The following is a 26,700-nucleotide window of genomic DNA, read 5'->3' as shown; positions in this document are numbered from 1 at the left end:
GGCCCCGTCCGCTGTAGCTTCACTCACCTTCAGCCCTGTCCCTTCTGAACGCATCGAGGAGAGCAATGCGAGCATCAACATCGCGCCGGCGCCGCGCGGTTGTATGGATCGGCGCCGGCGCGGTGGCGGTGACGGTGGCGGCCTGCTCCAGCTCGGATGGCGGGTCAGCCACTGGGCCCACCGCCACGGTAGGCGGCGGCCCGGGGGCCGCGTCCCAGTACACCACCCCGCTCAAAGGCGTCTGCCCGGACACTGTCGTCGTGCAGACGAGCTGGTGGCCGGAAGCGGACCAGGGGTTCACCTACCAGCTACTCGGACCCAAACCGACGATCGACGCGGACCACAACCGGGTGGTTGGCCCGCTCGGCGCCACCGGTGTCCGCCTGGAGATCCGCTCCGGGGGCCCGGCCGCCGGCTACCAGCAGCCGTCCGCGTTGATGGCCCAGGACGACCAGATCCTGCTCGGTTACGTCGGCACGGACGAGGCGATCCAGAACTCCGGCAAGATCCCGACGGTGGCGGTGTTCTCCTCCTACGACCGCAACCCCGAGGTCTTTCTGTGGGGTAACCCGGACTGGAACTTCACCGGCATCGGCGACATCGGACAGTCCGGGGCGAAAGTTCTCGCCTACGCCGGCGCGGCCGACATCGACCTGTTCGAACGCCAGGGACTGCTGAGGAAATCGCAGGTCGACACCTCGTACCAGGGTAGCCCGGACCGGTTCGTCGCCGCCGACGGCAAGGTCGTACAGCAGGGCTTCGTCACCAACGAGGTCTACCATCTCGAACACGACGTGCAGGCATGGAACAAGCCCGTCAAATACCTGCTCGTCGATGCCTACCCCATCTACCAGTCCGCCCTGGCCATCCGCGTGGACAAGCTCGAGGCCAACCGCGCCTGCCTGGCCAAGCTCGTTCCGCTGTTCCAACGGGCGCAGCGCGACTACATCACCACCCCCGGCCCCACCAACCAGATGCTGCTCGACGCCATCAGCAAGATGCATACCGCGGGGTTCAGCCTCTCCCCTGGCCTGCTCACCTACGCCAACCAGACACAGCGAAACCTCAAGCTGATCGCAAACGGCACCGATGGGATTCTCGGCAGTTTCGACAACGCGCGCGTCCAGAAGCTGATCGATGACCTCGTGCCCCTCTACACCGATAAAGGCACCAATCCGAAAACCGGCCTGACCACCACCGACGTGGTGACCAACCAGTTCCTCGACAAATCGGTGTCCCTCAACTGAGGCTGTTTCGTAACTCGGTTGGGTGTGGTGCGGCTGTCCGGGCGGTGCCCGGACAGCCGGCCCGGCTGATGGTGTAGCGGTGGGCGATGCAGCCAGCCCTCTGCAGCAGAAACGGCGCCGGCGGAAATGAGCGGACTCCCTCCACTGCCAGCGACTTAAGACGGGTAGTAGCTCCAGCCCGAACAGCCGACGTGATCCTCGCAGACTCGAAACTGCTTGATTCGCGAACTGTAGGTAGCCCACGGTCCCCAGTCGCCACGTGCGCCATTGCCATCCCACTGGGAGAGGTGAGCTCCGTTAACGAGATAGGCGTCCGCATACACGCCATTGCCATCGCGCTCGCCGTCGTAGGCCCGCATGAAGTATGCGGTTGCCTGATCTGCGTCGGAGCCGTGATAAAGCAGTACGCTGGCACTGGCCGGTCCTGTGAAAGCCATGGTAAGGGCGGTTGCGCTGGTAAGCACGACGCCTCCCAGAGCAGTAGTACGCAACGATCGTTAGGTGAGCACGGCGCCTCTGCTCTGCGACTTGGCAGAGGGCGACAGTCGACGGCGAACACTGGTATCGGCGCGGTTCGCCGTGAACCGTGCGTCTTCGGCTCGACAAGCCGCGGCTGTCCGCCGACACGTTGGACCGAGCGGCACACGCGCAGCGTTCCCGCGTCGAGGTCGATGCCGTCCTGGCGCCGATGTTCGGTGTGCCGTGGAGGAGAGGCGGAGACTGCCGGCGGCTCGTAGTTGTCAAATGATTGATTGACGAACGGCCGTTGTGGATCAGCTCTCCTGGGTCTTCGCAGCTCTTGCGGACCCGACCCGGCGTGACCTGGTCGCACGGCTGACCGAGGGCGACGCCACGGTCGGCGAGCTCGCCGCCCCGTACGACGTCACCGTGCAGGCGGTCTCCAAGCACCTCAAGGTGCTCGAACAGACGGGCCTGGTCAGCCGTACCACCGAGGCCCACCGCAGCCCAGTGCATCTCGAAGCGGAGGTGTTCGACCTGATGACCGCATGGATCGAGCGATACCGCCGCCGGGCCGAGCAACGGTACCGCCGCCTCGACGCCGTGCTGGCCGCCCTGAACGACGACGCCACCAGCGACGCCACGAACGACGCCCGCAACGACGAACGACCCATGAAGGGAACAGCCTGATGAACACCATCGACACCATCGAGACCGCCGTGATCGAGGCCGACAAGACCGTGCCGATCATCCGGATCACCCGCGACTTCACGGCCACTGCGGGGCAGCTGGTGCGGGCCCACACCGATCCCGCGCTGGTCGTGCAATGGGTCGGGCCGAACGGGCTGGCGACCCGGATCGAGTACTGGGACGCCAGGACCGGCGGAAGCTGGCGCTATGTCGCAGCCCGCGACGGCAACGAGTTCGGCTTCCACGGCTGCTTCCACGAGGTCCGCACCGACCGGATCGTGCAGACCTTCACGTTCGAAGGCGACCCGGACGGTGTCGCGCTCGAGACGTTGTGGTTCGAGGACCTCGGCGACGGCCGCACCAGGCTGCACGCCCAGTCGCTGGTGGACAGCTTCGAGAGCCGGGACGCCTGGCTGCGCAGCGGGATGGAGACCGGGATCGACGAGGGCTACACCAAGCTCGACGCCCTGCTGCGCGCCGGCAGCGTCTGAGAGGCGCGCCTCGCGGGCTCGGGCTGTCTACCATCCCGGAACCGCGGCGAGCACGGCTGCGGCGTTGGCGGAAACCGGCTCGGCGGGGTCGGCATCAGCGACCTTCGCGTGGGAGCCTCGCACCCCGAGGTCTCTTGCGGCGGAGGGTGTGATCACGAGGCCGCAGTTTGCCGCAAGGCACCGACAAGTTCACAGGCGACCCGCGGGTAATCGGTAACAAACGACCTAATCATGCTTCGAGGCGGTCCGAGGTGCCCATGACAGCCTTGGAAAATTACTTAATGCAATTATATAATTACTAAAGGTGAAATTTGTGCAGCTTATGATCCCGCGATGGCGGGCTGGTCAGAGCTGCCGCTTTAGACCGTGTCTCGTGTGCTGTGGATGGGTTGATCGTCTGATCCTGGGAGGGTGGACTGGTCTTCCGCTCACGGTGGGTGTGTCCGCGGCGAACGCCAACGACAGCTATGCGCTTTGCCCGTTGCTGATGGGGATTACTCGGGGTATCGGACGGTTTACTCCTGCCACTGTTGCTGCGCGAACCCATTGCACGTCCAGAGCTGGACCTTCGTGCCGTTACCGCCGATGGTGTTCGTATCCGCGTCGAGGCACATCGCTGGCCACTGCACGCTACGAATCAACGCCCCAGTGGTATACGGATCGCCCTCGTAGTCCCACCGTTGCTGTACGGATCCATTGCAGGCCCAGAGCTGGACCTTCGTGCCATTGGAGCTGTGACCGTTGAGGTCAGCGTCAAGGCACATCCTCTGCTCGAAGCGATTGTTATGGAGGGTGAAGCCGCTTGTGTGTGCTGGAGCTGTTGTGACATCCAGATTTCGGCTGGATTCGTCCGGTGTGGTGGGTCCGGTCGAATCGTTCGCCCGGTTCAACCATCCATTGATCAGGAGTATGGAAATTATGATCGTCGCTACGAGCACGACCGCGCTGAGCACGCCGATGAGCCAGGGTGACCGCTTGCGGCCTGAACGGTCAGGCGACTTGGATATGGGTAGCTGCGGCCGAGGAGGCTCGGATTCGGTCGGCAACAACTGAGGTGGCTCGGGTGGGGTGGTGTTGTAGCGGCCGAGGTCCGCGATCACGGTGGGAGGTAGCCAGCTCTCGTCGATCCGCAGCCGCTTGTCGGTGGACGCCGCCCGGCACAGCTCGATCAATCCCGCGGGGGTGGGGCGACCCGCCGGATCCTTTTCCACGCACCGTTCCAGTACGCCACGGATCTGGTCCGGGCAGCGGTCCCAGTCGGGCTGTTTGTGCTCGATGCGGTGGAAGACGGCGGCGTCCCCACCGAACGGCAGCTCGCCGGTGACCGCGTAGTAAGCAGTGGAACCGAGGGAGAAGATGTCCCCGGATGTCTCCAGGGACTTTCCCCGGACCTGCTCGGGGGCCATGAACGCGGGGGTGCCGATCTGTACCCCAGCCTGGGTGAGCCTCGTCGAGGAGGCTTCGACCGCCCGGGAAATGCCGAAGTCGATGACGCGGGGGCCGTCCGCGGCAAGAATGATGTTGCCTGGTTTGAGGTCACAGTGGATCACGCCGGCGGCGTGGATGGACTGTACGGTCCGGATCTGTCGATGTACCCATGGGGAGGGTTATCGGAAAATCTTGAAGAAGATCGTGGTCAAACGCGATCAAAACTGCAACCTACGATGACATCCGCTGATCGTCATCAGGAGAAGTCGGACTTCACCACCGCTGATCTGTCGATTCCGGTGCTGGAAGACGCACTGCACGTTCGTCGCGCTCTCACGTTGGCACGCGGCATGTGCACGGAACAGATCATGGGTGCACGCGCCGCATGCATGATGAGAACGTGATCTGCGAGTGGCTCGGCAAGTGGGTATGGGCCCGTCCACGGTGGAGCGCGGTATATCCCTACCGTGTGCGGTATCGGCAGGGGTGGACTTCCGTCGCTCCCGCCGACACCGCACGACAAAGGTCAAAGTATTGGTGTCGTTCCTGAAACCGCGGTGTTCAGCGCATGCAGGGTATGTTGAACGCGCCGCTGTTCGCCGCGGTGACGGTGTTGGTGCACGAGACGACGTTGCGGGTCTTGTCCGGTTTGTCGATGTTGACGCCGTAGCCGGGGCCGCGGACGTCGAGCCGGTTCCCGGTGATGATGTTGCCGGTGCCCCAGCCGTCCACGACCACGTGGGTTTGGATGCCGTCCTGCGGGCTGTTGACTCCGGTGTTGTCCTCGATGCGCCAGTTGTTGCCCTTGACGTCGATCCAGGAGTCGGCGTAGTTCGCGCCGGTGATGGTCGCGCCGTCGAAGCTGTTGTTGCGGAGGACGCCGCCGCTGGTGGCTTCCTTGATGTCGATGGCTTCGGCGGTCACGCCGCTGATGGTGTTGCCGATGATCTGGTTGCGGTCGGAGGCGTCGGGGCGGCCGCCGCTGAACCGTTTCCAGTTGGATTCGGCGGTGCCGATGTAGATGCCCTCGCCGAAGCCGCGGTCCTTGCGGCCGGTGCCGGTGACGGTGACGCCGACGACGACGTTGTCGGTGGAGAAGTTGCGGAGGTGGACGCCTTCTTGGCCGACGTTGCGGACGAGTAGGCCGGTGATGACTGCGCCGGTGGTCTGGTCGGTCATGAGGCCTTTCTGGCTGTTTTGGAGGGTGAAGCCGTCGAGTCGCCAGTGGTCGGCGTTGTCGAGGTGGAAGGCGTAGCCGCCGGTGATCGATCCGCCGTCGATGATGGCGTTGCGGGAGCCGCGGACGGTGATGGGGGCGGTGGTGGTGGCGGGGTGGTTGGCGACGAAGGTGCCGCGGTATTGGCCGTCGGCGAGTTGGATGAGGTCGCCGGGTTGGGCGGTGGTGAGGGCGGTGGTGAGTTGTTCGGTGGTGGATACCGCGATGGTGCGTAGTGGTGGTGGGGCGGAGGGGATCGCGGCCAGGGCTGCGGGTGGTACCGGCGCGGCCGGCACGGCAGGCCTAGCCGGCACAACCGGTACGGGTACAGCCGGTGCGGCTGGGGTCAGGAGTGTTGATGTCACGGACGGTGCTTGAAATATCGGTGTCGCTCCGCCGGTCGCGGAAGGTTGTGGCCGTGGATAGCCGCTGGTCGGCGGTGCCGTACCGGCGGTCAGTTCCGTCAGACCGGATTTGGCTGGGTTACATGCGGTGAGCCCACTGGCCAGAAGAAGAGCAGCGAAAAGTGCAACGATTGCCGGCAGCCGGACGGCGACCGGGCGGAGTGGGGTTCCGTGTTCGTCAGGCCGGTCAGCTGTATCGTCCGTCCGGCAGTGACGTCGAGGACCTGCCTCGCCTTCCAATGATCGTGCTGGAACACCCCACCGTAAACCATTTTTGATCATCACTGGCTTTGCTGCTCCTTCCATAGGTTCCGATCTTCGTGAACCCCCCCTAGAAGGACAAATGGAGTATAGAGCCGGCTTGGATGCTCTCGGTCGCGGGTCTGGCACACGACGGCGGGTCGCGGCGAAACGGCCGCGGTGAAACGGCTGCGGAGCCCTGTTGATGACTGCGTTGACGACGTCCTGGAAACCCCGGCCGGGTCACCGCGGCGGCGTTACGATCGGTGCTACAGCGGATGCTACGACCGGGGCGACCTCCAGGATGCGGACCGGTCGATGCAAGACTTGCCGTATGGCGAACAGATCCCGAACCCGCACAGCCCGGATCGTCGCGACGGGGGTCGGGTTGCTGTTTCTTGCAGGTGCTGCCGCCTGCGGTTCCAGCGACGAAACGCCGGCACCGGTGGCGTCGTCGAAGGTCGCGGCGCCGCTTGGTGCGGAGGCCGGCATCAGAGCGCAGACCGGCAGTGACGGGGGCTCCTCCCCGCGTCCGCCGGCTGGTCCCGGCGGCCAGTTGACCCCGGCGCCCGGATCACCACCGGTGTGTACCGAAGCAGGTCTGCGATTGGCTCCAGGTGCGTCCGCGGGTAATGCGTCCGCCGATCGCCAGGGATTCGTCGTCGTTCTTACCAACATCTCGGACAAGCCATGCTCGATGATCGGCTATCCGTCCGTGGCCGCCACGGACAGCAACGGCCGGCAGGAGCGGCCCGCAGCCCGGTCCGAGGGCGGCAACCTGTTCCGGGTGGGTCCGCCCGAGACGGTGGTCCTCCAACCGCAGGGTGCTGCGTCATTCGGTGTCGAGTGGACGGCTGTAAGGTCCGGCGACGAATCCGCCTGCCTGCCCTATGTGAAGATCGTCATTGTCCCGCCGCACCAGGCCCGCGGCCAGGAGGTGGAGCGACAGACGACCATCTGTGACGCGTTTCAGGTGCATCCCGTCGTGGCCGCAACCGCTGGGACGCGGCCCCGGTAGACGCGGTCCCGGTAGCAGGCGCTGCCCGCCGGCTCCGGCGGGCAGCTCACCTCACGGACTCACGACGATACGGACCCGCAACGCCACCGGATTCAACGACGCCACGGATTCACGACGACGCCCGAGCGCCGGCAATGCCCCGCAGCCGCGGGACGGCGCATACTCGCTGAGGATTCCATCCCAGCTCGGAATACATGTCGTTGTCCTGCCAGCGGGCCAACGCCTCCCGGTCGAGGGCTGCCAGGGACTCCGGTAGCGCGTTCAGGTGGTGCCACTGCAGGCGGCTTACTTGAGGGTCCGTGCCCGGTGTCGGTATCCCGCTCCAGTGGGTCAGCCGGAAGAACAGTCCCAGCCGTTCGCCGCCACCGATGAACCGATGATGGGCCACGTGCGCCAGCCACACATGAGCCGCCATTGTCATCACCGACAGGGTCTCGTCGGCTATACGCAGCACAGCCTCGATCGCCGGTTCCCCACCGTCCAGCTCGGACCATGGTAACCGCCACGGTGAATCCGATTCAGTGGCACGACAGAGCAGAACCGACCCGTCCACACGCCACATCAGCACATGGACGTCGACCGGCAAGCCCATACTCAGGCCCGCATCGTTGACCATCACCACTCCCACCCTCGGCGGGTGTCGCCAGCAGTGGCACCAGGCCACGGATGCGCCCACACCGTCTTCCAGGGGGGTCGCCCTGCGACCTCCCTGTCCCCTCGCAGCCGGTTGAATACCTCGTCGGCGCTGTCGGTTGCCTGCTCGTTCCGCGGACCGGCAACCGCCCGGCGCTCAGGCTCACCCCATGTGACAGCGGGACATTCCGCGCCCGAATCGGTGACCCGAAAACGCGACCACGAATGTCTCACCGTCATGTCCGTGAACTGGTCTGTCAACTGGCTACCGACCACGTTGCCGGGATGTTGACAACGAACCGCCATAGCCGCGGATCGCCGGGTGGTCACGGCGACGGGCACTCTTCCGGTGCTCGGCGACGGCGTCATCGGCGTCGCCGAGCACCGGGTGCGTGTCCGTGGGTTGTCATCACGGCCTCCCCGGAACCCCCTACTTGCGCGACGCCAGTCTGGCTGCTCGCACATCATGGCGTTTGTTGCGTGCAAATGCAAGGCGCGGGTGCACGTGCAGCAGATGCCGGAACCGGTAGGGGCCCGAAGATCGGGTGTCATACTCTTGTGCTCAGGCGATGCTGAAGGGGGGCGGGTTGTGATGACGGTTGAGTCCGGTGGGGGTCCCACGGTGCGTCGGATTCTCCTCGGCTCCCTGTTGCGGCGGTTGCGCGAAGACAAGGGCATCAGTCGTGAGGAGGCCGGGTACAGCATCCGAGCCTCCGAATCCAAGATCAGCAGACTGGAGTTGGGACGGGTCAGCTTCAAGGAACGAGACGTGGCCGATCTGCTCACTCTCTACGGTGTCATGGACGAGGCCGAGAGAGCGCCGCTGATGGCACTGGTCCGCGAAGCCAACACGCCGGGTTGGTGGCAGAATTTCACCGACGTCCTACCGAGCTGGTTTCAGTCGTATATAGGTCTGGAGGAAGCGGCGACGCTGATCCGGACCTACGAGATCCAGTTCATCCCGGGCCTGCTCCAGACCGAGGACTATGCACGCGCGATTATAACGCAGGGTAACGGTGGTGCCCAGTCCGACACCATCGAGCGTCGGATCAGCGTACGGATGAACCGTCAGAAGCTGCTCGCAAGGCCGACGCACCCCAGATTGTGGGTGGTGATCGACGAGGCTGCCCTGCGGCGTCCGCTGGGTGGCCCCAAAGTGATGCGTGCCCAACTGGAGCATCTGATCAAACTGGCGAGTCAGCCTAATCTCAGCCTACAGATCATGCCTTTCCGCTTCGGCGGACACGCGGCCGAAGGCGGTGCCTTCTCCATCCTTCGCTTTCCCGAAGCGGATCTGTCGGACGTCGTCTACCTCGAACAACTCGCCGGCGCGGTCTATCTGGACAAACGGGAGGACGTGGACCGCTACATGGAGGCCATGGACCGCCTCTGTGTCGACAGTGTGCCTCCCGCAGCCAGCATCGACGTACTGAACACGATCATCAGTGAGTTTTGATCAGACAGGCTGAAGCAGGCGGACTGCCTCAGCCTGTGGGAGAAGGTACGGCCTGGGTCTGGCGGACCGCTACTGTAGGAATTCGTCGAAGTCGCCATCCTTGGCTCCGAGGACGAGTGCTTCGATCTCAGCGCGGGTGTAGATCAGAGCCGGGCCGTTCGGATCCCTGGAATTGCGGACCGCGATGACCTCCGGCGACAGCCGTGCCATCTCCACGCAGTTTCCCTGGGAATTGCTGCGCCGGCTTTTCTTCCAGGTGACCTGCGGTAACGCGGTCGTGGACATCCCGTTGTAGATCCCGGGCAAGTCGGTCTCCTTCACGTTGGAGGGGCTAAGACGGCGCGATCATGTTTTCCCGCGCCCGAGGTTCCTCTCGGATCCGGGGTCTGGAAGCCGGCCCGGAAGGTCCAAGTCTTCGGGTCGCTGCTGGGAGCCGGTGTCGGATACACGGTGGGTATCCCGGGTCGTAGCCCTCGTCGCGGCTCCTGCGGCTTGTGTCGTACGTGGACCACGCTTCCTCCCCCCGCGGATGGACAACCGGACGGTCGAGCATCAGCGTGTGCATATGCACGTACTTCGTGGGAAGGATACAGCACGGTCATCCGCACGTGCATATGCGAAATGTACTTCGGGGCGCGGTTGTCATGTGTCCTCTTCGGGGGCTCACCCGCTGTCATCTCCCACCCGGTCCGGGTGGAGCACAGCGAACTGTGGGAGCTCATGATGACGGCAAGTCACCAGAAAGAAATGATCAATCGATGACGGGATGGCCGGTCGACCGGAAACGCCGATGATCCTGACAGCGGCAGGAACATGTCGTGGCCACTAGCGCTCTGTTTCTTGCGCTCGCCGCCGGTGTCTACCCGCTGGGGCTGGCCATCGTCCTGCGCTATCTCGGTGAGCCGCCGTCGATGCGACATGCCTTCGCCTACCTCGCTGGCACCGCAAGTATCACTCTTGGGGCCGGTGTCGCGATCCTTGTAACGTTACGTGGTTCAGGATTGACCGAGCGGTCGCGTCCGACGCCGAGCGGTGGCATCGAGGTGTTTCTCGGGGTGGCACTGCTATATGTCGCGTTCAGGCTGAACCGGAGGCCACGGTCAGCCACGCGGGACGGGCCCGGACGTCCGGACGCATCCGTACGTCCGCACGAGCCCGAGCGCACCGATGGTATCGGGCATCCGGACGGGCCTGAGCATCCGGACGAGCCGAGGAAGGTTCCTGAGGGCATCAGGAACAGCACGCGCCGCGTCTTTCTCCTCGGCTTGATCACCTATCTGCCCTCCTTGCTCTACGTCAGCGCGATCAAGAATATTGCTGACGCGCACATGAGCAACGCGACCAGCGCGCTGCTCCTTGTGCTGTGTGCCGTGCTCGTACTGCAGATGGTGGAAATACCGATCATCCTGCGGTTGGTCGCTCCGCGCCGGACCGGCGCGATCCTCGCGTCGTACAACTCGTGGATGCACCGGCACGGACGGAGCATTGTGATCATTCTTGCTGTTGCGGGCGGCATCTACCTTCTGCTCACCGGCGTCATGACGCTTCTCGACTGACGCCGGAGTCGTTCACCGCTACTCGGGGCGTGAAGGGCCCGCCGGCCAATCGCGTTGCGGCTGGTCTGGGTTCGCTAGTATTCTTACTATCAGTAATATAATTGATTCTCTTCGCTATCGTCGCGTACGGTTCGTCCGCTGCGGGTCATCACTGCTTGGCCAACCTGGGGGACGGTCATGGTGCTGGGAGGGATCGAGCAGGTCACGGCAGACGAGCAGGTCACCGCCGAAGCCGACCTGCGTGTGCTGCGGGATCAGTGGGACGAGGTCGGGCAGCAGGTTCTGGATCTTGTGAGAACCCCTGAACTACTGCGGATCACTGAGCTGGATCGCAGGCTCGCCGGTTTCGACATCCCTGCCTTCCGGTCCGCGAGCATGCGCGTCGAGCGGGACCGGCGCGTCGAGGAGCTCGCTGCCGACCTCGCCAATGCCAAACGCCGATTGCGGGAGGCCGAGCGGGCCCGTGACAGGCGCCGGTCGGCTGCCAGCAGCGCGGCTGCCGCCCTTGCGGAGGTTGAGAAGGCACGTGTCGATCTTGCCGAGACTACCCGGCTGCGCACCGAGGTTCAGCGGCTGAAGGCCAGGGCCGCTCATACCGCCTCCGAGGTGCTCTCCGCTGAGCGACGACTGCGGGATGCACGCAGGCAGCGCGCCAGACTTTCCGGCGACTGGCGAGGCGACCGGTTTGGTAACCACAACGAACGATCCCGTCTCGGACGCCTCGTGTCGCAGCGGCAGGCGGAGTTTGGCGCGGCCGTGGCAGAGGCTGCTGAGGCGGATCGTCAAGCTTACCACCATCGCACACTTGTCGATCCGCTGATAGCCGCACATGAACGGGCCGCCGTGCCGGTGACCGCCGAGGAGATCGCTCGCCGGGACGCGGAGGCGGGCCAGGCGTGGTCGGCGCTCGCCGAGGCGAACCGAGCGTGCTGTGCCGCTGCCGAGGAGGTCGACCATTGTCAGGCAGTCCTGGTTGAGGTGGCCCGGCAGCCGGCCGCGACCGACGAGGACCGAAAAACGGTTGCGGACGCACAACGTAGCGGCTGTCCGGCTCTCGTCCGCGAACGGGAACGCCTGGCTGAGCTCGTCGCACCGCTGCTCACTCGCCGCAGGGAGCTGGAACGGTGCTACGAGCAGCTGCGCGCCGATATGACGAAATACCGTCCACAGGCGGCTTGCTGATCGAAATACCGTTGACGCCACGGCGTTGCCGTGCCGGTCCGACCCCGACAACGCCGTGAACGGGATTTTTCGTGCTTTTTCTTCCTACTTCTTCCGCCACGGACCGGTGATTGCGACGGTCAGGCCGTCACCCTGGACGTTGGCATACAGCCAGTTGCCGTCCGGGGAGAACGTCACGCCGGCCCACTCGCTGTCGGAAGCAGCATTGCGTGCCAGCGGGTATACAGTGCCGTCATCACCCACGACGGTCAGGTAGTTCTCGCCGTCGCCGTCCTCGGCGAGCACGATACTGCTTCCGTACGGCGATATGGTGATGTTGTCAGGACCGTCGAAACGTCCACCTGGAGCGATCCTGACCACCAGCTCGATGGTCGACTTCCGTGGGTTGAATTCCCAGACCTGGCCCTCGTGCACACCTGCCGACGGGGAACCAGCCTTGGCGTAGCTGGAGACGATGTAGGCGCTCGTCCGCTCCCAGAAAATTCCCTCGGCCTTGGGCACGCGGGTGATCGCGTTGTTGGCGAACTGCTTGCGGACCGATGTGGTCGTAGCGTCCGGGTCGGGTACGTCGACCCAGGTGACCGCAAGCGTGGTGCCAAGCTCGGTGAACACGGAGAGGTCGGGCACGCCGGCCACCGCGAGTGCTTGAAGCTTCCCGCCGGCTCGCAGGCTACCCGGGCCACCCAGCGGCTTCTGCGGCAGGAACCGGTAGATCAGCCCGAACGGCGAGCCCGCGTCCTCGGTGAGATACAGGACGCCGGTCTTGGGGTCGACCGCGACCGCCTCGTGTGCATAACGCCCGAGCGCTTTCAGCGGGACGGCCTCGGTGTCGGTGAGACGCCCCTGGGGGTCCACCTCGAAAACATAACCGTGGCTCTTTGTCAGGCGGGCGTCGGAAGCCGGGGTCAGCTCGGTCTCCTCACACGACAGCCACGTTCCCCATGGGGTGTAGCCGCCGGCGCAGTTGCGAATTGTTCCGGCGAGGCTTGCCACCTGCGAGATCAGCTGATTACCGTCGAGAACGACGGTGGTGGTCCCGCCTGCGGCGCCCGGATCGTAGACGAGTCCGGGCAGGTGCGGAACCGGGTCTGTCGCGCCCGGGGAAAGCTCGTGGTTTCGTACCAGCACCGCGTTGCTGTGCTTCCATCCGGGAAAGGCGAACATTCCGTCCGGCAGTCCTGGAAGCTTCTCGCCCGTGTGCAGCGTGTCCACGCCGGTTCGAGAGAGGATCTTGTATTGGAAACCCTGTGGAAGATCGATGACTTTTGCGGGATCGGGAACGAGCTCCCCATAGCCGTGGAACCCGTTCGGTTCCGCGGCCGAGGCGGTCCCGCCGAAGATGGAACCGATCGCTCCGGACAGAACGAATCCTAGACTTGCTGTTCCGGTGCCGGCGATGACCTGGCGACGACTCACAGACATGGGTATTTGTCCCCTCCTCGAAATACCGAGTCCGTACGCTTGCAGACCGATATGGCCACGAAGCGACACCTAGTCGAACGGCAGTCGACCACTTGATCGATGCGTTCCGCCGGGTACTGATCGTAGGCGTGTCAGGCAGGTTTTCGTCCGAAATATGGTAAAAATACTGGTTTTGGGAGTGCCGGGTCGGCCGGCGACTCATCGGGGAGTCGCCGGAGCTGGTCCTCCCACGGGCGATGCCCGCCGTGAGCCCCCTCGGCAGCCCCCGTCCGCGTGCGCGGCTGCAGCGACGGACACCGCCGTAAAATGGATGCCGCCGTAAAAATGCAGGTGCGGATCGTCGGCGTGACCCTGGGATCGCCGCACTGATCGTTACGCCGTTTCTCGGGCCTCGCAGTCGAACGAGGCCTTCAGGTCTGCCAGCACGATGATGGCGCCGACGGTCGCTCCGTTCGCCAGAATGATCGTCATTTCGTCGGTGAGCAGACCGTAGCTCAACCACAGAGTCACCCCCAGCCCCAGGACGCCCAGATAGGTCCAGGAAATGTCCCCAGCGGATCGCGTCCGCCATGACCGCAGCAGCTGTGGCAGCCAGCATCCCGTCGTCAGCGCGCCTGCCACCAGGCCCAGTATGGTCATCCGCGTCCCCTTCTCATCGTTTCGGTAGAGGATATAGAGGTCCGCTGGACGCGCTCTGAAAAAAGGGCGTTCATCGGCTGGCCGCCCCCGTGGCCGTCGAGGTCGGATCGTGGCCTGACCTCGACCTGCGTCTATATCGTTCGTGATCGACGGGGCGGGGGCCGCGTCCTGTAATGCTTGCCATAACGCACCATATGCGCCCCTGGGCCGGTGATGCGTGGGCGAATCAGTGGGCCTACAGCGATCGGGATGTCGATGCCGTCGATGTCGAATGGCCTCTGCGCGGGATGGTGTCATCGAGTGTACTCGAGGTGACTTCGTCACGGCAATTCGGTGGGGGTCACGGCCATTTAGTGGAGGGCGGTCAAATTATCCCACATGAATCATCGATAAAGGGGTGCATGCGGCCGGTGTTCGCGTTATCGTTCATATGTCCACGTTGGTCGCCTGGCTTCGTCCCTGATCCGCCGGAGTGATGGGCATGTATGTGCAGATCGAATGGCCGTTGAGGGGTCGGTACAGCCGTCCCGCATATTCTTTTGATTGTGGGCCGAAATGAGCCGTCCCGTGGACTGGGGTGTTCTCGGTCTGGACGCCGATCCGACACCGGGTGACTTGTTTGCCGTGCGGGATCTCGCGCGGCGTCTCCTGAAGTTCGCCGCGGATGTGGAGTGTGCCCGTGGGCAGGTCACCGCGGTGACCGCCGATGGAGTCGTACAGTCCTGGTTGGGACGGGCCGGCGATAGTTACCGGGACGAGCTCGGCGAGTTCCCCGGGCAGTTGCACAAGCTCGAGGTTTCTCATCGCATGGTCGGGAACGCGCTGAACGCCTATGGGCCAGTTCTGGAGACGGCGCAGGCGCAGGCGGACGCTGCGCTCGCGAGAGGTCGGGATGCGCGTGCTCGTCGGGACCATGCCTGGGCGCTGGTCAGTCTGACGCAGACAGCACTGGTCTCGGTGTCGCCCACGGTGACCGCACTTGCCCAGGGCGTCCCCGTTGACACAGCCGAGGTACCACTGCCTGATCCGGCCCAGGTCACGCAGGCGATCCGCAACCGTGACGCGGCTGCGGCCCGCCTCGACCAGGCGAGCAGATCCCTCCAGGATGCGCAGGACGATCTGGACGCGGCCCGCCGCCTTACGTCGGCCGCGAAGCAGCTGCGGGAGGACGCCGCGAAGATCTGCGCGGCCGCGATCCGTTCTGCTTCCCACGCTGGAATTCGGAACAGGTCCTGGCACTTCTGGGAGGGCCTGAAGGAACGGGCCGGGAGATTCTGGAACGTAGCTGTCCGGGCCGCGAAAATCACTGTTGCCGTACTGGGCGTGGTCGCGCTTGTCATCGGTGGGCCGGCCGCGTGGATAGTGCTCGCCGCCGCACTCGTGGTCCTTGCCGACACCCTCGTCCGATACGGTGACGGCCGGGCATCTCTGGGGGATGTCGGGCTTGCGTTGCTCGACTGCGTTCCCGGTACCAGAGGGCTCACCACGATCGGCGGGCTCGTCCGCGGTGCCGGCCAGGTCCTGCGCGGGGGCCGGGCCTTCACCCGTTCCGCCCTGGCGGCCGGCGGTACCCGCCTTGTGTCAATGGCCGCCGACATCCGGGGCGCCCCCGCCCGCACCACCACGCTGTTCAGGAACGCCCCGGTCAGGAACCCTCCGGCACGCGAGGGCGTCGCAAAGCTCGATACCGGGATGTCCACCGCTGGCGGTGAGGCCACCGGCCGGGCGGGCGAAGGGGCGTGGGCCGGTGAAGGGGGGCTCACGCTCACAGCAGAGCAGAACGTCTCCGTGGATCGCTTCCTGGATCACGCGGCTGGTGCGGAGCCGAGTATTCGCGCGGCACTATCATTGCTTGTAGCACGTCAACCCGGCGCCGAGCTTGTGGGTCTTGACCAGGCGTTGAAGTCCGCCGACTCCTTGAAGAGGAAGGTCGCCACCACGTTGTTCCATGCTCCCAATGTTTCGACCGGCGAGGCTCTCGTCCGGATCCGGGATTCGGTTCGCTACACCGCCTGCTTTTCCGCCGACACCTACAGCGGGGCAGTTCGGGACATCGTGACGCGACTGCAGTCCCATGGTTTCGAACGGCTCGACTTCAAGAACGGATGGGGAGGTGACGGCTACAAGGGGATCAATTCGATCTGGCGTGATCCGGGATCCGGCCAGGTATTCGAGCTGCAGCTGCACACGGCTGACAGTTTTGACGCAAAAACGATCACGCATGTGCTGTACGAACAGGTCCGTCTTCCCGGTACCAGCGCGGCACGTCGGAGCGCACTGGATGCGGAGCAGAACGAAGTCTTCTCCCGGGTACCTGTTCCGACTGACGCCGTGGACCTGACGTAGGGAGTCGTGGTGAACCGGACAACATACTATTTTGCGACTAATCCGCTGCTTCCGGAAAAAGGAGTGATAAGCGTCTTCCGTCGCAGTGGGGGTGGCGTACAGCCCACGGACGAGGTGTTCTCCCGGGACGGGCGATGGCATGCAACCGACTACCTTCATCTCTACCGGCTCGGGCATGACGACGACGACCTCGTCGAGGTTTCCGAGGCGGAAGCGAACGCCCTCATCGATACATGGACGCGTGCATGGGGCCTTGCTGACAAGGAGCGGAAGTGACACCCGAGTTTTCGACGTCCGCCCCTGTCGGGACGGCTGGCACAGGAGCGTCCGGTAGCAGTTTGATCACACCGGACGCGACGTTCGAGCGGATCCGGCTGGACGACCGCTCCTGGATCGACGTGGCACGTAACTGGATGACCGGCACGGACCAGCTCTATGCCGAACTGGCCCGTACCCTGCCGTGGAAACAGGGCAGTATGTGGCGTTATGAGCGTTATATGACTGAACCGCGGCTTACCGCGTGGATCGCCCGTGGTCGGCCGGTGCCCTATCCCGCCCTACTCGACGCCTACCGCGCACTGCGCCGCCGCTACCAGATCGACTTCGACGGGTTCGGACTGTCCTGGTACCGGGACGGCAACGACAGCGTCGGTTTTCACCGGGACCGGGAGATGCGATGGCTCGACAACACGGTGATCGCGATACTCACGACAGGAGCTCGCCGGCCGTTCCTGGTGAAGTCCCGCCATGTGCCTGCCGGGCGGCGGATTCTGAACGACGACAGTGATGCCCGTGACCTCGCGCCGGGTTCCGGTGACCTGCTCGTTCTCGGCGGGCGTTGCCAGGCCGACTGGCTGCACGCCGTTCCCAAGGTGCCCGGGGTGGTGGAGGGGCGGATCTCTGTTCAGTGGAGGTGGACGTTCCGGACCGGTCGGCCGGAGCGGGGCCCCGGGTACGGTGCTCCTCGCACCTTTTCCCGCTGACACCGCACTTCCTGTTCCCGCTGGCACCGGCTGCTCGCACCAGGTCTTCCTGTTGTGTCCTGAGTCACGTGCAGCGGATCTTCAACTGTGCGGATCGCCGTCCGTATCGACCGATGCCCGCCGGACACGGCCCGCCGTCTGATTACGATCAGGGCTGTGTTGCCTGACCCCGACCGAGAGCATGCACTCGTTGAGCAGGCCCTCGCGGCCTATGATCTTGGATCCGCCTCCACCTTCAGCCTGCTTGGAGTCTCGGAGAACATCACTTATCAGGTGGACGACCCGGCCGGGGGCCGCCGGTGGGCATTGCGACTGTATCGGCCTGGCTACCATCCGCTTGAAGAGATCATTTCAGAGCTGGCCTGGATCCAGGCGCTGCGCCATGACGGTGTCGTCCGTACGCCGCCGGTCGTCATGACCCGCGGTGGTGATCCGGTGACTATGGTCACACATGATCCGTCCATCCTGGAAACGCGCTCAGCCGGGTCTGATCAGCGGCGCTATGCAGCGCTCTTCGAGTGGGTAGAGGGATCCTCGCCGCAACCGTCGGACGCCGTGGGTCTTGTCCGTGGGTTCGGTGTACTGGGTGAGATCACGGCGCGGCTGCACCAGCATGCCCGTGCCTGGCGGCGTCCGGCCGGCTTCACCCGGTTCGACTGGACGTGGCGGACGACCCTTGGAACGGACGGTCGGTGGGGTAGCTGGCAGGACGGGATCCGCGCCGCCACCAATGATGATCACAATGGGTCGGGAGTGATCGACGGCGAGGGAATCGCCGTCCTGGCGCGTGCAGCCGAGAAGATCCACCGCAGGATTGAGCGGTTCGGCACCGGCCCGGACCGATTCGGTCTCGTCCATGCGGACATGCGTCTGGCAAACCTGCTGGTCAACGGGCGGCCGGAGGAGCTCACAGTCATTGACTTCGATGATTGCGGGTTCAGCTGGTATCTGTTCGACCTGGCCGCATCCTTGTCGTTCATCGAGCATCGGCCCGAGGTGGGTGATCTTGTTGACGCCTGGCTCACCTCCTACCGGCGACACGTGCCCGTGTCAGCGGAGGAGGAGGCCATGGTCACGACCTTTGTCCTGCTGCGCAGGCTGCTGCTGGTGGCCTGGCTCGGCTCCCACCCGGAGGCTGACGCGGTTGCCAGTGTTGCCGCGTACGCGACGGCATCTTGTGATCTCGCAGATGACTACCTCAGCGGGTCACGCTCACTGACTCGGTGACTACGTTTTGTGATCTTCTTGTGCATCCTGTTCTGTTGTGACACAGTCGTTTCCCCCTGTAGTGGCTGAACGGTAACGTCGGGACCTGTGGACGGCGTTACCCGATATGCAAGGATGAGCTCTCCGTTGGGTCCGTTGCTGCTCGTTGGTGATGATGTTGGTCTGTGTGCGATCCACATGGGGGAGCCGGAGGCGGAGCCCGGATGGCCGGATGACATCGAGCCGGATCCGGTGTCCCTGCGGGATATGATCGAACAGCTTGAGGCGTATTTCATCGGTGATCTGCTTGCCTTTGACGTCCCGCTGCATCCAGTCGGCACACCGTTCCAGCGAGCGGTGTGGGAAGCCGTGGCAGCAATTCCCTACGGCGCTACCAGTAGCTACGCAGAGATCGCCAAGGCCGTCGGACGGCCGTCAGCCTTCCGCGCGGTAGGGCTCGCTAACGGCCGTAATCCGCTTCCGATCATCGTTCCGTGCCATCGAGTGATCGGTTCCAGCGGCTCCCTGACGGGTTACTCCGGTGGCATCGCTCGTAAGCGACACCTTCTCGATCTCGAACGTCGCACCCTTGGTCGTGGCTATCAGGCTGATCTCGGGAACTCTGATCTCGGGCTGTATCGATCGGTTCCGAACGAATCGATCATGGTCGCCCCCGTCGTCCCGGATAATGATGTAAGCGGTCGTGCGGTCGGGCCAGGAATCCACTGACCTTATTTTTTGTTGCGTAGCGTTCTGTTTCGTAGTCTTATGGGAGACGGTTGAGGTGTTGCGTACCCTATTTCGATCTTTATCGTATCCGATTTATTGATCTTTTGGGCTTGCGGCTCGTTTGTCCGATGTGCGCTCTTGGGCGTCTGATGATTTTTGTGGTGATCGGCCGTGCTTCGCCGCCGGCGGCGAACCCCCGGCGGGCCCCCGCACCCGCTTCTCTCTTTGTGCATATGGTCGAGATGATTGCTAAAAGAAGTGAATCAGTTACCCAATTTTGACACAACGACTTCGTGAAGTTGTGTTGTCCTCGTGTGGCGATGGTGGCCGGCGGGGACCTTATCGCTCTTGCCCACGGAGTACCTTGCTTGAACGCGGATCGAGCGATGTCGGAGCGTCCGGCAATAGGATCTTGGATCGAGGAATGGGGTTGGGGTGCGTACATCCGTTCCCGGCAGATCGGCTTCCGGACCCCGGATCCGGTAGGAATCCCGGGCGCACCGAAAACATGATCGTGCTGCCTTGGTCCGGTAGTGACATGGGAACTCGGATCGCTGGCAACGCACCAGAAGTATGATCGCGCTGCCTTTGGCCCGGTGGCCGAGGTGTCCGCTACCGCGTTAGCCGGTGCCCCTGGCGACGTAGTGCTCTGGTGGCGCGGAGTTCCCGGTAGGAAAGCCCGCTGCTGCCAACAGGGGCTTGCTGTTCGGTCGATACCAACTGGACGGAAGGAGGAATGTGGTCGACAACACACGGGCGCTGGATGCGAACGCCGGAGCCGGCAGGCAGCTCGCCATCCCGGGCGTGCTGGTGCTCATGCCCACATCCGATTCCGGTACACCAGTGGTGGATCCCTTGGCCTGGCAGCGCGCGGTGCTGCGCTCGTGCCTCCCGCGCGCGGCCAAGCTCGTTGCGCTCGCCCTTGCCAGCCACTGTGGCGTCCGCGTCGGCGAGCCGATCGTCCCGGGCCTGGCCGGATCGGTCGCAGTCTGTTCTCCAGGGCTTGTGACACTGGCTTCCGAAACCGGCTACAGCCGTACCCACGTACAACGACAGATCAGGCTGCTGCGAGACCTCGGCTGGTTGATCGGGCTGAGCCGGCCTGCCGCCCGTCGGCCCGCGAGCTTCGCGTTGAGCATGTCCGATCCGGTTCGCGCGAGCGCATCGGTAACGGCCGCCGACGCGGTGACCGCGGCTGGCACGGCTGCGGCGCACCGGCCGGTCCCGCGAGCCGGCGCCGCACCGGCCGGCCTGGCTCCTCACCGCCACCGGGCAGGTTCGCGGCCTGCCTCGGATCGGCCGAGTGCCGCCGCCCGACGTCGCGCCCGCATCACAGGTGCTGCCATGACCAAGGCACTGACGGTGGTCGGGGACAACTCTGTGATCACCGCATCCGCCCCCGCGGTCTCCCCTGCTGCTGTCTCACCGGCCGTTGTTCCCCCCGCGATTGTGATGTCACCAACTGTCGTTATGCGATCCGCTGTTGCCCCGTCCACAGCTGCCACGGGACCGGCTGGGACCACGCAGGCTGGGACTGCGCAGGTGACTGAGAGCAGGCAGCCTGCGGCGGAGATCAGGCCGGGCCGGCCCGTGTCCCCGCAGCAGCAGGTTGCCGAAGCAGCCGAGCAGGTCGTCGGAACCCTTGCCCGGGCCATGCGACGTGACCCCGGGACCCTCGCCGTCGCCCGGGACCGGCTCGTTCGCATCCTTGTCACTGGTTCGTGGAACGCGGCGGAACTGGCCATGCACCTGGTGGACACTGTGGGGTCCAGTATTGGCGCCGGTCGGGTCGACGACCCTGTCGATCATGTGTTGCGGCGCCTGGACCATCTGCCGGCGTCGTCGTCGGAATGCCTGTGCCGGTCGTGCAGGTCATGGGCTGCGGCACCTGCCACCGCTGACCACCGCGCGGGCCCGGCCTCTCCCACCGCGGTTGCGCCGGCGGTTGCCCCCCCGACCGTGGCCGTACCGCAGCAGGTTCCTGCCAGCCTTCCAGAGCTTGCCGCCATAGAACAGGCAGCGGCTGCCGGAGCCGCGCAGGCTCGTACGCGTCCCGATCGTGCCAGCGGCGCTGCCTAGAGAAGGCCGTGTTGCCTTCGTAGCCAAGGTGGTGATGATGGGAAACCGGCGGGCCAGCGGGCCAAAGGTGACGGGATCATGCTTTTCCTGTCGCTGGAGGTCTGGGCCTCTCGGTTGCCAAAGGCCCAGGTCCCTGGGTCGCTCGGTGAGTGTGGCGGGAGCAGGCGCATGTCCGGTGGCGGCACGACTGACGGCACGACTGACGGCACGAGTGGCGGCACGACCGCCCGGACCACGGCACGGTCCGGGCCGGCCCACCGGCCCGGGCCGGCCCACGGTGTGCCCGAGGAGGGTGTGCCCCCGGGCATGGACGCCGATGTGATCGTGATCGGTTCGGGATTCGGTGGCAGCGTCGCCGCTCTCCGGCTTGCGGAAAAGGGCTACCAGGTCGTTGTCCTGGAAGCCGGTCGAAGATTTCCCCCCGGCGCGCTGCCCAGGACCAGCTGGAACATCCGCCGTTATCTGTGGGCTCCTCGGCTGGGCTGTCACGGATTCCAGAAGTTCACCATGCTCGGTCGCGTGCTCGTCCTGTCCGGAGCCGCCGTCGGCGGCGGCTCAGTGGTCTATGCGAACACGCTCTACCGCCCGCTGGAGGCGTTCTACACCGACCCGCAGTGGGGGCATATCGCCGACTGGCGCGACGAACTGGCGCCTTACTACGATCAGGCCGAACGCATGCTCGGAGTGGTGCCGAACCCGACGGTGACCTACACCGACGAGGTGTATCGAGCGGTTGCTGAAGAAATGGGCGTCGGGCACACCTTCAAACCGTCGAACGTGGGCGTCTTCTTCGGTCGCAACGGCGGGAAGGAACCCGGTACCGAGGTCGAGGACCCTTACTTCGGGGGTGCCGGGCCGACCCGTACCGGGTGTCGCGAATGCGGTGAGTGCATGACCGGCTGCCGCTGGAACGCCAAGAACACCCTCGACCACAATTACCTTTACCTGGCGGAGAGGCTCGGCGCTCAGGTCTTTCCCGACACGCAGGCCGATGTCGTCCGTCCGCTGCCGGACGGTGGCTATGAGGTGGGGACGGTGCGTACGGGAGCCTGGGTCCGCCGGCGGAGACGGACGTGGCGAGCAGGCCAGGTGGTGTTCGCCGGAGGGACTCTCGGTACTGTGCGGCTCCTGCTCACGATGCGGGACACCGGGGTGCTGCGGGCGCTTTCGCCGCGGGTCGGCGTGCTCACCCGGACGAACTCGGAGTCCATCATCGGAGCTACCAGGTTCCGTCCGGACGAGCGGATCACCAAAGGCGTGGCGATCACGTCATCCTTCTACCCGGCTGCGGACACCCATATCGAGCCGGTCCGCTACGGCCGGGGCAGTAACGCGATGGCCTTGTTGGCCACCCTCATGACGGACGGCGGCCGCCGGACACCACGATGGCTCACGTTCGTCGGCGAAGCGTTGCGTCATCCACTCCTGTTCGTCTATGCGCCGCTGCCGTGGCGTTGGTCGGAACGCACCATGATCTCGCTGGTCATGCAGTCCCGGGACAACTCGCTCACGGTCGTCCGTCGACGGGGCCTGTTCGGCAGGTACGGGCTGACCAGCAAGCCGGGCCATGGCGAGCCGAATCCGACCTGGATTCCGGCTGGCAACGACGCGACCCGGCGGATCGCCAGGCGTATCGGTGGTTTTTCCGGCGGCACGTTGACGGAGATTCTCGATATTCCGCTGACAGCGCACATCCTCGGCGGAGCCGCGATCGGGGATTCCCCGTCCAGCGGGGTCGTCGATCCTTACCAGCGGGTGTTCGGATATGACGGCCTGCATGTCACCGACGGCGCGGCAATAGCGGCCAACCTCGGTGTCAACCCGTCGTTGACCATTGTCGCGCAGGCCGAACGGGCGATGTCGATGTGGCCCAACAACGGCGAACGGGACCAGCGTCCGCCGATCGGGTCGCCGTACCGGCGTATCCCACCGGTACGTCCGGTACGCCCGGCCGTACCGGACGATGCTCCGGCCGCCTACCGCATCGGCCTGCCCCTGGCCGCCGTCCGGAGCCGTGGATGACACGAACACGGCTCCGGACGGACGGTACATCTGGTTTTTTCACCACTTAAGGTATTATTTTTCTACCTTAGAGTGCGGGACGAGGGTTCTCGGAACGGGGGCTCTCGGAACGGGGGTTGCCTGAGTCGGCTTGCCCCGTGCCGGATGATTCGGTGCCGAGCCCCGGTGTCGGGGCTGCAGGGGCAGTGAGGGGTTCGGCCGGCTGTGTCTGCCGGATGCCCGCGCGGGCGGCCACCGTGGCGCCCGCACCCGCACCGACCAGCATGATCGCTGTAATGCCGCGTCGCCGCCGGCGGTGTATCCGTTGGAGCTTGTGTTCGGCCCTGGCCAGTTGTTGCTCCAGGGTGGACTGTGTCTTTTCCGCGTGGACGCGGACTTTTTCCTCCCGGTCGGCGGCGCGGCGGGACCGGGTCCTGGCCAGCTGTAGCTCGGTGGCGTGACGGGCGCGTTGCGCGGCCAGTTCAGCGGCCGAACGGGTCCTGTCGATCTGTCGCCCGGCGCGTCCGGACACTGTGCCGGCCCTGGCCGCGGCCTGGGTCACAGCCTTGCCGGCACGGTCGGCAACAGCACTGGACGCGACTGGGATCTTGTCTGTGGGCACGTGTCCGGCTGCGCGGGAAATCTTCTCCGTCAGCGATCGGGTGACCTGGGCCTGTCGGACCTGCCGGATCGGCTCGGCCAGTCCGGCAGGAACCCCGGTCGCGGAAGAAGCATGATCGCGCCACCGTCGGCTCTCTCGTTTGCTGCTCATCGACTTCCCTTCGTGCAGCTCGCGCTACGATCTGCTGAGTCTGCCCTACCCACAATCGCGCTAAGCGCAACCACTGTGCGAATCGTGACAAAACATACGCTCTTGGTGTATGGCTCGAGTAGTTCCGTCGGCGCGGGCGGAGCCCTGGTCGCGCAGTCCTGACCGGAATCCGGCGCATACGATCGGTGGAGCATCGACAGTACGGCGATCGTTGGACATCCGGCGCGACATCCGGCGCCACCGGCGATCAGCCGCTACCGACACGACAGAAGAGAGGCTCATGGCCGAGGAGCTGTACGCTACGCTGAAGACAACTCAGGGTGACATCGAGATTTTGCTGTTCGAGAACCACGCGCCGAAGACGGTGGCGAACTTCGCCGGACTCGCCACGGGTACGCGGGAGTGGACCGATCCCGAGACGGGCGAGAAGAAGAAGGCGCCGTTGTACGACCGTACGATCTTCCATCGGGTGATTCCCGGTTTCATGATTCAGGGTGGTGACCCGCTGGGTACCGGTCGCGGCGGCCCGGGCTACAAGTTCGCCGACGAGTTCCACCCGGAGCTGCGCTTCTCCCGTCCGTACCTGCTGGCGATGGCAAACGCGGGCCCGGGGACGAACGGGTCCCAGTTCTTCATCACCGTGGCGTCGACGACCTGGCTGGACCGCAAGCACACCATTTTCGGCGAAGTCACCAGTGGCACCGACGTCGTCGACGCGATCAGCAAGGCGTCGACCGGGGCCCAGGACCGCCCGACGAGCGACATCGTCGTCGAGCAGGTCGTCATCGAGCGCCGGCAGGCATAGGGGTCGGCGGGGCAGGGAAGCGGACGGGGAAGCAAGGTGTCGGGACCGGTGCGATGAACTCACTTTGGTCGGGGCCTGGAGGTCCGGGCGGCCTACGTCCCCGGGCCGTGGACGATGGTGCCACCCTGGGAGCCGGCCCACGCCTGCATCAGTCCTCCGGACCACCACCGGAGCCGGCTGGCCGGCGGCCTGTGGGCGGACCACCGGGTCCCCCCGACGGCTGGACACCGGATGCCCCCTCCGCCGCCGGCTCCCGGCCCACGGATCATCCGGACCGGGAGCCGGCGGGGCAGCCTCGCCCCGTCCCTTACTGCTACCGGCACGCCAACCGGGAAACCTACGTGTCCTGTCAGCGGTGCGAACGTCCGATCTGCCCCGAGTGCATGCGTCCGGCAGCTGTCGGGTTCCACTGTCCGGAGGAGGGCGGCGCCGCGGCCTCGCGCCGCGGCGGTGCCTCCCGGCGGCCGGTCACCTCTTTGGGTGGGCGGGCCATGATGAGACGCCCCGGGCTGGTCACCCAGGTACTCATCGGACTCTGCGTGGTCGCGTACGTCCTGCAGGGGCTACCGGGCCTGGCAGGCAGCGGCCCCGACAACGCTTTCACCCAGGACTACTCCCTGTACGGTCCAGGCATAGCGTTCGACGACGAGTACTACCGGCTGTTGACCGCAGCCTTCCTGCATGCGGGCATCCTGCACATCCTGTTCAACATGTACGCGCTCTACCTGCTCGGATCCCAGCTGGAGCAGATCCTCGGACGGGTGCGTTATCTCGCCTTGTTCGTTGTCTGCGCCATCGGCGGAAATACGCTCAGTTATCTGGTCAACGGCTGGAGCACGTTCTCGGTCGGGGCGTCCACGGCGGTGTTCGGGTTCTTCGCCGCGTACTACGTGATTGCCAGGCGGTTGCGGGCCGACACCTCGGCGATCCTCGTCATCGTCGGCATCAATCTGATCATCACGTTCACCATCGCCAGGATCGACAAGTGGGGCCATATCGGTGGTCTCGTCGTTGGTCTCGTGGTCGGTGCGGTCTACGCCTATGTGCCGTCACGCCGCGGATGGGTGCAGGCGGTCGCCGTGGGTGGCGTCCTCGCCGCGCTGCTGTTCGCTGCGGTCGTCCGGACGTCCACGTTGACGTTGACGTCACTGTCAGTGTTCGTTCAATAGCCGACAAGGCGGCCAAATAGCCGGAAAGAGCCGTCGGGGTCAGCGCAGGTGGAGGCGGATCTCCTCCACCGTCTCGGCGATCCGATCGGGTTCGGCGCCGAGCTGGTGGCGGCTGAGCAGGATCGGGCCGTCGATCGTCTCGACGGTGAGGACGCGAACGTGCACACCGCGGCGGTTGTGCGTCAGGGTGCCGGCGTGTACCCGTAATACGGCGGCCCAGGGCAGGTGCCGCCGGTGGATCCCGTCCATCAGGTCGACGCCCCCCTGATCCACGCGCAGGCTGGGCCGGGCCAGGGCGTCCCGACCGGCCAGGAGCAGCAGGCCGACCCCGGCGATCCCGATCAGCAGACGGCCGGGACGATCCAGCGACTCCCATCGGGCGGCGAGTGAGTCCACGGCGCTGACCGCGAGCATGAACGCGCCTCCGACCGCATACCCGGCCACCCGCCACCAGGACGGTGACCAGGTGCGAGGGCCGGACTCACCGCCGGTGCCGTCGCCGGTGAGTCCGGCACCGCTGGCTCCTGCG

Annotated in this window: 25 protein-coding genes; 17 read left to right on the top strand and 8 right to left on the bottom strand. The window is 65.2% G+C overall.

Annotation, left to right across the window (positions count from 1 at the left end; all coding sequences use genetic code 11):
- Positions 1 to 65 precede the first annotated feature (65 nt).
- From CV1CTNOD_RS00565 to CV1CTNOD_RS00555, 3 genes are all read left to right on the top strand, one after another.
- Positions 66 to 1,247 carry a hypothetical protein gene (locus tag CV1CTNOD_RS00565; RefSeq protein WP_131784254.1) on the top strand — a complete coding sequence of 394 codons (1,182 nt, stop codon included), beginning with the start codon at positions 66 to 68 and terminating at the stop codon, positions 1,245 to 1,247.
- A 768-nt stretch (positions 1,248 to 2,015) separates the two neighbouring features.
- Positions 2,016 to 2,396, top strand: a complete 381-nt coding sequence (locus CV1CTNOD_RS00560; protein ID WP_131784253.1) for an ArsR/SmtB family transcription factor — start codon at positions 2,016 to 2,018, stop codon at positions 2,394 to 2,396.
- Positions 2,396 to 2,887 (top strand): SRPBCC family protein, encoded by a 492-nt coding sequence (locus tag CV1CTNOD_RS00555; RefSeq protein ID WP_131784252.1) that lies wholly within the window; start codon positions 2,396 to 2,398, stop codon positions 2,885 to 2,887. Before CV1CTNOD_RS00560 ends, CV1CTNOD_RS00555 begins: the two co-directional genes overlap by 1 nt.
- Before the next feature lie 515 nt (positions 2,888 to 3,402).
- Here CV1CTNOD_RS00555 and CV1CTNOD_RS27510 read toward each other — a convergent pair.
- Positions 3,403 to 4,437, bottom strand: a complete 1,035-nt coding sequence (locus tag CV1CTNOD_RS27510; RefSeq protein WP_131784251.1) for a protein kinase domain-containing protein — start codon at positions 4,435 to 4,437, stop codon at positions 3,403 to 3,405.
- Between CV1CTNOD_RS27510 and CV1CTNOD_RS00545 the strand changes: the two genes are divergently transcribed.
- Positions 4,429 to 4,719 (top strand): hypothetical protein, encoded by a 291-nt coding sequence (locus CV1CTNOD_RS00545; protein WP_131784250.1) that lies wholly within the window; start codon positions 4,429 to 4,431, stop codon positions 4,717 to 4,719. The genes CV1CTNOD_RS27510 and CV1CTNOD_RS00545 overlap by 9 nt on opposite strands.
- 157 nt (positions 4,720 to 4,876) lie before the next feature.
- Here CV1CTNOD_RS00545 and CV1CTNOD_RS00540 read toward each other — a convergent pair whose 3' ends face one another.
- Positions 4,877 to 5,896 carry a right-handed parallel beta-helix repeat-containing protein gene (locus CV1CTNOD_RS00540; protein WP_242606239.1) on the bottom strand — a complete coding sequence of 340 codons (1,020 nt, stop codon included), beginning with the start codon at positions 5,894 to 5,896 and terminating at the stop codon, positions 4,877 to 4,879.
- A gap of 613 nt (positions 5,897 to 6,509) precedes the next feature.
- On the opposite strand from CV1CTNOD_RS00540, the gene CV1CTNOD_RS00530 reads away from it, so the two are divergent.
- Complete coding sequence (locus tag CV1CTNOD_RS00530; protein WP_165485238.1) at positions 6,510 to 7,193, top strand: DUF4232 domain-containing protein; 684 nt, start codon at positions 6,510 to 6,512, stop codon at positions 7,191 to 7,193.
- 109 nt (positions 7,194 to 7,302) lie between these two features.
- Here the strand turns inward: CV1CTNOD_RS00530 and CV1CTNOD_RS00525 are convergent, their stop codons facing one another.
- The gene (locus tag CV1CTNOD_RS00525; protein WP_207386073.1) at positions 7,303 to 7,809 is read right to left on the bottom strand and encodes an NUDIX domain-containing protein; all 507 of its coding nucleotides are present in this window, start codon (positions 7,807 to 7,809) and stop codon (positions 7,303 to 7,305) included.
- Positions 7,810 to 8,418: 609 nt separating this feature from the next.
- Between CV1CTNOD_RS00525 and CV1CTNOD_RS00520 the strand changes: the two genes are divergently transcribed.
- On the top strand, positions 8,419 to 9,282 hold the full coding sequence (locus CV1CTNOD_RS00520; RefSeq protein ID WP_131784267.1) for a helix-turn-helix domain-containing protein: 864 nt from the start codon (positions 8,419 to 8,421) through the stop codon (positions 9,280 to 9,282).
- Between the two features lie 69 nt (positions 9,283 to 9,351).
- Here CV1CTNOD_RS00520 and CV1CTNOD_RS00515 read toward each other — a convergent pair whose 3' ends face one another.
- On the bottom strand, positions 9,352 to 9,567 hold the full coding sequence (locus tag CV1CTNOD_RS00515; RefSeq protein WP_430827739.1) for a DUF397 domain-containing protein: 216 nt from the start codon (positions 9,565 to 9,567) through the stop codon (positions 9,352 to 9,354).
- Positions 9,568 to 10,100: 533 nt separating this feature from the next.
- Between CV1CTNOD_RS00515 and CV1CTNOD_RS00510 the strand changes: the two genes are divergently transcribed.
- Both CV1CTNOD_RS00510 and CV1CTNOD_RS00505 read left to right on the top strand, forming a co-directional pair.
- Complete coding sequence (locus tag CV1CTNOD_RS00510) at positions 10,101 to 10,838, top strand: GAP family protein (protein WP_131784247.1); 738 nt, start codon at positions 10,101 to 10,103, stop codon at positions 10,836 to 10,838.
- 177 nt (positions 10,839 to 11,015) lie between these two features.
- Positions 11,016 to 12,020: a hypothetical protein gene (locus CV1CTNOD_RS00505; RefSeq protein WP_131784246.1), complete on the top strand. Its 1,005-nt coding sequence runs from the start codon at positions 11,016 to 11,018 to the stop codon at positions 12,018 to 12,020.
- An 84-nt stretch (positions 12,021 to 12,104) separates the two neighbouring features.
- Here CV1CTNOD_RS00505 and CV1CTNOD_RS00500 read toward each other — a convergent pair whose 3' ends face one another.
- Together CV1CTNOD_RS00500 and CV1CTNOD_RS00495 are read right to left on the bottom strand one after the other, a co-directional pair.
- Positions 12,105 to 13,442, bottom strand: coding sequence for an alkaline phosphatase PhoX (locus tag CV1CTNOD_RS00500; protein ID WP_131784245.1), 1,338 nt, complete (start codon positions 13,440 to 13,442; stop codon positions 12,105 to 12,107).
- 372 nt (positions 13,443 to 13,814) lie between these two features.
- Positions 13,815 to 14,081, bottom strand: a complete 267-nt coding sequence (locus CV1CTNOD_RS00495) for a SemiSWEET family sugar transporter (protein ID WP_131784244.1) — start codon at positions 14,079 to 14,081, stop codon at positions 13,815 to 13,817.
- A gap of 555 nt (positions 14,082 to 14,636) precedes the next feature.
- Between CV1CTNOD_RS00495 and CV1CTNOD_RS00490 the strand changes: the two genes are divergently transcribed.
- The 7 genes from CV1CTNOD_RS00490 (at position 14,637) to CV1CTNOD_RS00460 (ending at position 23,446) form a co-directional block, all read left to right on the top strand.
- Positions 14,637 to 16,427 carry a hypothetical protein gene (locus CV1CTNOD_RS00490; protein WP_131784243.1) on the top strand — a complete coding sequence of 597 codons (1,791 nt, stop codon included), beginning with the start codon at positions 14,637 to 14,639 and terminating at the stop codon, positions 16,425 to 16,427.
- 9 nt (positions 16,428 to 16,436) lie between these two features.
- A complete protein-coding gene (locus CV1CTNOD_RS00485; RefSeq protein ID WP_131784242.1) occupies positions 16,437 to 16,703 on the top strand; it encodes a hypothetical protein in 267 nt (88 codons plus the stop codon).
- Positions 16,700 to 17,410 carry an alpha-ketoglutarate-dependent dioxygenase AlkB gene (locus CV1CTNOD_RS00480; RefSeq protein WP_131784241.1) on the top strand — a complete coding sequence of 237 codons (711 nt, stop codon included), beginning with the start codon at positions 16,700 to 16,702 and terminating at the stop codon, positions 17,408 to 17,410. The genes CV1CTNOD_RS00485 and CV1CTNOD_RS00480 overlap by 4 nt, the downstream gene beginning before the upstream one ends.
- Before the next feature lie 159 nt (positions 17,411 to 17,569).
- Positions 17,570 to 18,637, top strand: a complete 1,068-nt coding sequence (locus tag CV1CTNOD_RS00475; protein ID WP_242606238.1) for a phosphotransferase enzyme family protein — start codon at positions 17,570 to 17,572, stop codon at positions 18,635 to 18,637.
- 114 nt (positions 18,638 to 18,751) lie between these two features.
- Positions 18,752 to 19,345, top strand: coding sequence for a methylated-DNA--[protein]-cysteine S-methyltransferase (locus CV1CTNOD_RS00470; RefSeq protein WP_131784240.1), 594 nt, complete (start codon positions 18,752 to 18,754; stop codon positions 19,343 to 19,345).
- A 738-nt stretch (positions 19,346 to 20,083) separates the two neighbouring features.
- Complete coding sequence (locus CV1CTNOD_RS00465; protein WP_131784239.1) at positions 20,084 to 21,424, top strand: hypothetical protein; 1,341 nt, start codon at positions 20,084 to 20,086, stop codon at positions 21,422 to 21,424.
- Between the two features lie 168 nt (positions 21,425 to 21,592).
- Complete coding sequence (locus CV1CTNOD_RS00460) at positions 21,593 to 23,446, top strand: GMC family oxidoreductase (protein WP_131784238.1); 1,854 nt, start codon at positions 21,593 to 21,595, stop codon at positions 23,444 to 23,446.
- Positions 23,447 to 23,513: 67 nt separating this feature from the next.
- On the opposite strand, the gene CV1CTNOD_RS00455 is transcribed toward CV1CTNOD_RS00460, so the two are convergent.
- On the bottom strand, positions 23,514 to 24,197 hold the full coding sequence (locus tag CV1CTNOD_RS00455) for a hypothetical protein (RefSeq protein WP_131784237.1): 684 nt from the start codon (positions 24,195 to 24,197) through the stop codon (positions 23,514 to 23,516).
- Positions 24,198 to 24,477: 280 nt separating this feature from the next.
- Between CV1CTNOD_RS00455 and CV1CTNOD_RS00450 the strand changes: the two genes are divergently transcribed.
- Complete coding sequence (locus CV1CTNOD_RS00450) at positions 24,478 to 25,002, top strand: peptidylprolyl isomerase (RefSeq protein WP_131784236.1); 525 nt, start codon at positions 24,478 to 24,480, stop codon at positions 25,000 to 25,002.
- 491 nt (positions 25,003 to 25,493) lie between these two features.
- Entirely contained in the window at positions 25,494 to 26,171 is a 678-nt protein-coding gene (locus tag CV1CTNOD_RS26030) for a rhomboid family intramembrane serine protease (RefSeq protein ID WP_242606237.1), read from the top strand.
- Positions 26,172 to 26,210: 39 nt separating this feature from the next.
- Here CV1CTNOD_RS26030 and CV1CTNOD_RS00440 read toward each other — a convergent pair.
- On the bottom strand, positions 26,211 to 26,700 hold a 490-nt coding region (locus CV1CTNOD_RS00440), incomplete at its 5' end, for a PH domain-containing protein (protein ID WP_431607049.1).

It is taken from the genome of Protofrankia symbiont of Coriaria ruscifolia, from assembly GCF_900634745.1.
Classification (GTDB): Bacteria; Actinomycetota; Actinomycetes; order Frankiales; family Frankiaceae; genus Protofrankia; species Protofrankia californiensis.
Note: the sequence above shows the minus strand (reverse complement) of the source record. Positions and strands in the feature narration are given on the sequence as shown.